A 3364-nucleotide genomic window follows, 5' to 3' on the forward strand; every position below is an offset into this window, starting at 1 on the left:
GAGCGGCCTCCCCAGCGGGCGTCGAGCGTGCCGTCCGCGCCGAACCGGTAGCGCCCGTCGCGCCAGCCGAGCCCGAACAGCGTCAGCACGCTCGTGTAGTAACCGGGCGGCGACTGGCGCGCGAGCGTATCGACACGCGCCGCCTGGGCATCGGCCAGCGCGCGCTGGCCGCGCGCGTCGAGGAACGGCACGGCCGCCGCCGAGAACCCGCCGTTGCCGTCGTTCGGCCCGGCGATGCCGGTCGTCGTGTCGACCTTCTCCGGCGGCGCGCCATGCGCGGCGATGTAGTCGGCGAACGGCGCAAAACGCGCGAGCATCGGCGCGGCGAGCGGATCGGCGCGGTCGAGCATGCCGGCCCACAGATAGACGCGGATCGCGTTGTACGCGCTCTCCGCATGCGTGTCGCGATCGGGCCCGAAGCCCGTGCTCGCGCGATACAGCGCCCAGTCGGGCGAAAAACCTTTCGGTGCGGTGTCGAGCAGCACGCGTCCGGTGCTGGAGACGAGCGCGGCCCAGCGCTTGTCGTCGGGCAGGCGCGCGCCGAGCGCACGGATCACCTGCGGCGGCGAATAGCTCGGGTTCACGCGCCACTGGCCGTCGGCGAGCTTGAACCCCGTCGGCCCGGGCAGCAGCGTGAGGCCGAGGCCCGGCACGGTCGCCGTCTCGACGTCGAGCACGCGCTTCGCGAGCAGCGCGCCACGCGCCGTGTAGCTGCGTTCGTGCCACAGCCGCCCAGCCTCGACGAGCGCATACGCGATCCACAGGTCGGCGTCCGACGCCGCGTTCGCGTCGAGCACGCGCCACGCGCCGTCGGGCGCGCGGCCCCACAGCCACGCGGGCAGGTGTGCGCTCAGGTCGCCCTGCGCGAGATTGTTCTCGGTCCATGCGAGGATCGTGTCGAACATGCGCCGGTCGTTCGCGACCAGCGCGAAGAACAGTCCATACGCCTGCCCCTCCGATACCGTGCGTGAATCGGCCGAGCCGACGTCGATCACGCGGCCGTCGGCCGAGATGAAATCGCGCTTGAACGCGTCCCAGCGCGGCCACGCCGCGCCGCATCCCGCGTCGGCCGCACCGGCTCCCGCGGCCTGCGCACGCGCGGCCATCCCGGCCGCCGCGCACGTCATCGCCACCGCCAGCGCGAGGGCCGCGCCGACGCGCCGCGCCGGCCGCATCGCCCGTCGCTTCGCCATTGCCCGCGCCATCCGTTACATCCCCCGACGACGCGCAGCGATTCTCTGCAGCACGCTGAACGCGCCGAGCGCGAGCAGCAGCCCCGCCACGACGCCGACCGCGCCAAGCACGACCGGATGCCGCGCCGCCTGCGTCCACACCCGTGCATACCACGGCACGAATCCGACCACGTAAGGCTCGCCGACGCGCAGGCTGTCGACCTGCCCCGGCCGCACCAGTGCCAGGTCGCCCTGCAGCTGCGACACGAGCCCGGCGTTCTCGAACACGTTGAGCAGGTCGCCAAGGTGCGGCTGGTCGGTCGCCGTCAGCGCGACGACGCTGCGCCCCCGGCTGCCCGGCAGCTCGAACCCGGCGAGCGCCGCGAGCGAGCCCGTCTGCTCGATATGCGCGCCGCCTTCGGTCAGGCCGACGCCGTTGCGCCAGCGCTCCTTCACCGAGAACGCGACGCGCGCGGCGCCTTCGCCGCCCGCGCCACCCTGCTCGCCGATCACGAGCGGCAGCGCCGAGCGCCAGTGCGCGAGCAGCGGCGACGTGGGCGAGCCGTCGATCACAAGCAGATCCTTGCTGCCCGACAGCGCGGCGACGTCGCCGGGCCGCGCGACCTGCACGCGCAGCGCCGGGAAGCCGGTCCATTCGCCCATGTGGCCGAGCATCGTCAGGTAGGCCTCGAGCTCCTGCGGCGACGGCCGGTCGGGCATCACGACGGCCGTCTGCGACAGGTCGGCGAAGCGCGTGAACGGGAAGCCGCTGTTCGCGAAGAAGGCGAGGTTCGGCAACTGCGCGTAATGGACGAAGTGCGAGAAGTCGATCGTCGAATCGGGATCGATCGCCGCACGCTGCGGCTCGGTCGCCGTGCTCGAGCACAAGCCCGTCTTCTGCGAATCGAGCGTGAAGCGGAACTGCAGCTGGTTGCCGCTGCCGACCCGGAACGCCGGGATGTCGACGTCGCTCGTCACGCGCCCTTCCGGCACCGACAGCAACGGCAGCTGCATGCGGCCGTGCGCGTCCTCGGCATGGGCCGGCCCGAGCCGGTACGACTTCACGAGCTGGTCGTTGATCTCGACGGCGAGCGTCGAGTTGTCCTGCACCGTCGGCGCCGTGTAGCGATAGCGCAGCGCGATCGGCACGCCCGCGCCGTTCCACGAATGCAGGTCGGACGGCACGCGCAGGTTCAGGCGAATGGCGTCGGGCGAGGTGCCGCGCACTTCCAGCTCGCGCGTATCGGATACGAGCTCGCGGAACGTGATCGGCCGGTTCACCGGCAGCCAGCGCGGCGCATCGTACGGTTTGCGCGGCGCGCCGAGATCGACGTGCGCGACCGTCGCCGACGGCCCCGACAGCGCCGCGCGGCCCAGCACGAGCGTCGCGACCGCATCGTCGACCTCGGCCGCCGTGCGGCCCGTGACGACCAGCAGCTTGCGCCCCGGCGCGGCCGGGTTGTCGGCCACCGCGAGCAGCGGACCGTTGATCGACGGCAGCGCGAGGCCGGCCGGCAGCGTCGCGGCCGTGCCGATCACCACCGCCTGGTCATCGGCCGGCAGCCCGGTCGACACCGGGAAGCGCGCATGCCGGTAGTCGGCCAGCGCGCCGAACCACGACGCGAGCACGCCCGCGCTGCGCAGCGTCGCCGAATCGGGTGACGCCGGCAGCACGAACGGCAGCCGCACGCGGCCGTTGTCGCGCCGGTCGAAGAACGGCGCGGGCAGCAGCGCGAGATCGTTCGGCAGGCGAACCGGCGATTCGTCGAGGATCAGCTCGCTCTTCGGGCTCACGTCGGCCCACAGCGCCGAGTTGGCCGGATCCTCGCAATGGTCGAGCGTGTAGTGCGCGATCAGGCGCAGGCCGATCTGGTTGAAATCCGAGAAGTAGCGCGGATCGATCGGGATCTCTTGCGTGACCGTGCGGCCCGCCTGCGCGGCGTCGAACGGGACGGTCGCGATGACCTCGCCGTTCACCGACACCTTCAGGTGCGACATCGGGAACACCAGCGACGGCGAATACGCGTAGGTCAGGCGCAGCCGCGCGCCGGTGACCACGCGGTCGAGCCGCACGCCCGCGTTGATCGTGCGGGCGTCGTCGGCGCCGCGCAGGCGCAGCGGATCGAACGCGCCGAGCGACGCGAACGGCAGGTGCACCGTCGTCGCCGGCAGGCTGGCTGCGGTCGCGCCGG

General features: G+C 72.7%; 2 protein-coding genes. Both read right to left on the minus strand.

Going from position 1 to position 3364, the window contains the following annotated elements; all coding sequences use genetic code 11:
• Window positions 1-1205, minus strand: a 1205-nt coding sequence (bcsZ, locus tag F3J15_RS37085; RefSeq protein WP_166897737.1) for a cellulose synthase complex periplasmic endoglucanase BcsZ, incomplete at its 3' end; no start/stop codon positions are given.
• A gap of 3 nt (window positions 1206-1208) precedes the next feature.
• The coding region (gene bcsB, locus F3J15_RS37090) for a cellulose biosynthesis cyclic di-GMP-binding regulatory protein BcsB (RefSeq protein WP_166897739.1) at window positions 1209-3364 on the minus strand (2156 nt) is incomplete at its 5' end.

This window comes from Burkholderia sp. Ap-955, from assembly GCF_011753045.1.
GTDB lineage: Bacteria > Pseudomonadota > Gammaproteobacteria > Burkholderiales > Burkholderiaceae > Burkholderia > Burkholderia lata_D.